A 4,069-nucleotide genomic window follows, 5' to 3' on the forward strand; every position below is an offset into this window, starting at 1 on the left:
AAGACATATGGCAGCCGGCGGATAAAGCAGGAGCCGGATTTCAAAGGCGCGCCTGTTGGCAAGGATCGAATCGCAAGACTGATGAAAGAAGCCGGGATACAGGCACGAAAGCCCAGGAAATCCAGGTTTACCACGCAATCATCGCATAAGATGGACCGAGCTCCGAACTTGGTGGAACGGCGACTTAACGAATTCGGATCGATCGGACCTATATGTGCAGAATAAAAATGCATATACTCAATGACCGAAAACCTAGATTGTCCAAACCATCCCTATTCCAGGATATTTGCGAATTTTCTGAGTTCGATCGACGAAATTCAATAGGACGGGCATAACAGTCCCATGAGACTGAACTCGATTCTGGTTGCTTGATGGATAAATTTCGGTACTTCGTTGGCTTTCAAAGGGCACAACGATAGCGTCATACATTTCCCATATCCTAAATCCCACATATCCAACAACTCCCGGCGCGGCGGACTTCCTGTTATCCCCCGTGGCCCAAAGAAGAAAACCACATCCCCGGCAGTAAAAATCCAGCCACTTTCGCGCCATCGAGACTGGACCGTGTGGCCAAGTCCAAATCCCGGCACGACCGACAAAGCTCCACCCACAAAATGTCGGAATCCCGACATCTCTTTTGAGTAGGCATCTCGATTCAAAAGAGCAAGTCCAGCTAGAAGCGTCCATTTCAAAAAGCCTGCCATAAGTCCTCCTGGATTCAAGCTATCCTGCCACGAAAGCGAAAAAAAAGCAGCCCATACCAGCCTCTACGAGTAGAAGAAACCGTCATTCCAGCTCAATGATTTCAATTGTACGGTGCCCCCGCGAAGCGTGAAGGCAATTTCGGCTCTGGTGAGTTCAAGCAGATCCACGTAGAAGTGCCGATAGCCAGGGGTTGCCTCATCAAGAATCCGAATCCAACAGGATGACCACATACCAACCCTTATAATGTTTCCTCATGTACCTAAGATTCAGGTAGCGGCTTCTAAACCCGGTTGCCCCAGATGGTGGGAACCATTCGGGGCTGGCGTTGGGAAGACTTCCGGTCACCCGGCTCTTGGCAGGAACCTCCGGGCTCGATCGTGGCATGGCCGAAAACCACGGCCCTTGCTTACTTCGCTACGTAGTCGTCAAAGCTCTGCAGATAGAGAGGATTTCCGGGAATCACGATGTGGGCACGCGCATAGGCACGTCCTGTGTCATGAGCGTCGCCCATATAGATCCACTTGTCGGTCAGTTGTTTCTGAAGAATTGCACTGAACGGAACGCCCAGCGTCTTTGGTCGTTCCAGTGCGTTGGCATAGGCCTTCTGCATGACATACTTGACGTCATCGTCGCCGAGTCGATAGATGTTGCCTATGGCCCACGCAAAATGCCAGACAGAAAAGTCGTGGGTGGAGCCCTGAATTCCCGGTCCATCGATGTATTGAAAGTACAAATCACTGATTCGGGCCGCAGTCGCGGGAGACATGATCTGATCCCGGATGGCCCAAATCGTAATGACAGAATCGGTTCCTCCCTGTTCCAGTTCGATCTCGGCGATTCTGAGGGTCGCATCAAAGTCGATACCCTGCAGCAGCACCTGGTCCCGATCGAAGTAGATATAGGGAAAAGCCTGTTTGTCCAGGTTCGGCTCGCTCGAGTCAGGGTCAGCAGCAGTTGGCAAAAGTTGATCAGGTCGTGCGATCGCAACCGTACCCAGGAATAGAGTCAAAAGACCAATAACTAGACGCATGGTAACTCCTCAAGTAAAAATGAAAAACATACTTGCTCAAGTCAAGTCATTCGCAACACATAGCTCACAATTAATTTGTCCATGCTTAGCATAAAAATTTTTTTGCGCAATACTCGGGAAATTACCTACTGCACTCGTCGTGCGAGAATGGTTCTACCGCGTTTTTTTGTGAGTCTTGTGCGCTCGGGGGCAGGCGAGGCGGAAACCATTGTCAATTGAAGAAAGATTCCAAGTTGGTCGCAAAACGCTTGGAATTTTTGATACCCGTGTTCAGGATTTGCCAGGAGCGAGTAAACTTGCAGAATGCCTAGGCAAACCTTCTCCACGCATCGAAGTCATGGCCAGCAGCTATTACTTTCCGCGTGACACGGAAGATCTGCTGTTGGATTGCTTTGGGCACGACTGAGGCTTGGAAAAGCAAACGGGTGGTGTTGCCACCACCCGTAGATTGCCATTCTACGATTCGCTTATTTGCGCAGACCAAGTTCTGGTTCGAAGTCACCAGGCTTTTCTTCCGTGAATTCAATATCCACGGCCTGGCTGCTTTGAGCGTAGGATTGATCGGAGAAGCAATCGCCCATGCCGCCGCCGCTGCTCGCCTTTTCCATCAAACCTGCATCACAAGCTTGATGTTTTGCAACCGTGGTTGAGTCGGTGGATGGAGTGATAGTTTTGGACCAATCCGCTGTCGCGCAATCAAATCCAGAGGGAGCTGTAGGTGAAAAGCTTGCTGGCAAAACCCCTGGAACATCGGTGGTCTTCAGGTGCAAATCACCACCCGTGGCGAATTTTGCGGCGCTGCAGTCAGCGAGATAACTATCGGAGTCAACGCAGGCTTGGGTTGCAAATGTTTGGCCATTGCCATCATAGGAATAGAAAACGTTGCCGTTTTCAGAGTCGAACATGCCGATACCAGCATTTTTGAAGGTGAAGGGATCACCAACACCAAAATCCATCGTACCAGTTTCCGAAATCGAGACTTTGCTTAAGCCGGCATCATTGGAGCTGAGTTCAAACTTCTGGGCAAACGAAAAACCGGTAAAACCAAACTTCACTTCCAGGTTAAGGGCTGTGACATCTGCGGCTGTATAGTTGGAGTCAAAGCCAATAGCACCTTTGAAGGTACCCATGGTGTCGTTGCCGGATGCGATATTGATGGTGCCTTTGCTAACCTTGAGGGTTTTGCCGGCTTTAGTAATGGACTTCGAACCCGTTATTTTGAAGGCTTGAACCAGTTTCATCGCATCCGTGGTCTCGCCTTCACAGATATAAACCGCAATTTTATTGCCGTCTGTGTCATCGGCATAGATACCTATCTTGGGTATCGTAAAGCTGCTTACGTCTCCTGGTCCACCAGTAGAGCTGGTATCAGGAGGACCCTGGTCGGGTGCGCCGCTCGTGGGCGCGCCAGAGGGAGGTCCACCGACAGGCAATCCTGTGTCATCATCGAGACCATCAGAGTTCCCATCGGCGAGTCTTGCTGCGGCAGCTGCCATTTCGCTAACATCCAGTACGACTGGAGTATTCCAAGGGATGTTTTTGCCCTCGGCTTCGATATGACAAAGTGTGCTGGAGATCATATCAATCTGAGTGACGAGTTGCTTGGCACTCTCACGCATCAGGCAGGCTTCCATTGATTTTTGCCCTGCAAGGCGGAGTCCCGAGCTACCGTCTGAAATGGCGTCAGGCAAGACTATGTTCAATGCTCCGCTCATGCCCAACTCGTCGACGCTGGTTGCCTGAACTGCACCTGTGGCCGTACGTGTCGTGCCAGTTGTCGTGCCGCCCGTCGTGGCTGTTGTGTCATCGCTTTTACTGGAAGACTGGCCGCATGCCGCTAAACCGGCTACCGTAAGAATTGCAGGGATAATTTTGCTATACATGAATGCTTCCTTTGAAATTACGAAATACGAAAGCAATCTCGGAACGGTTCGCCTTTACTTTATTTAATTTTTGTTTGGTTTTTCAAAACATACAGTTAAGGAAGTTGGTTAAACGAGCTGCGTTAATTTAAGCGCGATTGTGGGGGTAAAATCATACTGGAGTGTAAAGGATTGTTTGGCTGATTAGGATGCTCGGGGAATGATTCTTACAGATACGGCGAGTTTTGCGATGTTCATTGGGCAAATCCATCACAAAACAGATTCTTTGGGACGGGTCGAAAGTAAGGTTGGTAGACTGGGAGCAGGATCTCTCGGACGTGCCCTTTGTGGCGTTCGAAGATACACCTACGCTTAAAGAATGTTTTGGTCGTTTGGCCGGTGGCACTCTCGATATGAGTCAAGCTGCAGGTCGCGGCTTGATCGCAGCGGCGTTCTTGAAACAATGCTACGA

5 protein-coding genes are annotated in these 4,069 nt (G+C 50.1%); 2 read left to right on the forward strand and 3 right to left on the reverse strand.

Annotation, left to right across the window (positions count from 1 at the left end; all coding sequences use genetic code 11):
- A partial coding sequence (locus VE954_RS44030) for an IS3 family transposase (protein ID WP_414698956.1) occupies nucleotides 1–225 on the forward strand: 225 nt, incomplete at its 5' end.
- Nucleotides 226–317: 92 nt separating this feature from the next.
- On the opposite strand, the gene VE954_RS00625 is transcribed toward VE954_RS44030, so the two are convergent.
- Both VE954_RS00625 and VE954_RS00630 read right to left on the reverse strand, forming a co-directional pair.
- Nucleotides 318–704 (reverse strand): hypothetical protein, encoded by a 387-nt coding sequence (locus VE954_RS00625; protein ID WP_324948572.1) that lies wholly within the window; start codon nucleotides 702–704, stop codon nucleotides 318–320.
- A 407-nt stretch (nucleotides 705–1,111) separates the two neighbouring features.
- The gene (locus tag VE954_RS00630; RefSeq protein WP_324948574.1) at nucleotides 1,112–1,735 is read right to left on the reverse strand and encodes a hypothetical protein; all 624 of its coding nucleotides are present in this window, start codon (nucleotides 1,733–1,735) and stop codon (nucleotides 1,112–1,114) included.
- 208 nt (nucleotides 1,736–1,943) lie between these two features.
- Here VE954_RS00630 and VE954_RS00635 point away from each other — a divergent pair, with 208 nt between their 5' ends.
- Nucleotides 1,944–2,141, forward strand: coding sequence for a hypothetical protein (locus VE954_RS00635; protein WP_324948576.1), 198 nt, complete (start codon nucleotides 1,944–1,946; stop codon nucleotides 2,139–2,141).
- A 61-nt stretch (nucleotides 2,142–2,202) separates the two neighbouring features.
- Here VE954_RS00635 and VE954_RS00640 read toward each other — a convergent pair whose 3' ends face one another.
- Complete coding sequence (locus VE954_RS00640) at nucleotides 2,203–3,618, reverse strand: hypothetical protein (RefSeq protein WP_324948578.1); 1,416 nt, start codon at nucleotides 3,616–3,618, stop codon at nucleotides 2,203–2,205.
- Nucleotides 3,619–4,069: the final 451 nt, after the last annotated feature.

The sequence above is a fragment of the Oligoflexus sp. genome (assembly GCF_035638955.1).
Lineage (GTDB): Bacteria > Bdellovibrionota_B > Oligoflexia > Oligoflexales > Oligoflexaceae > Oligoflexus.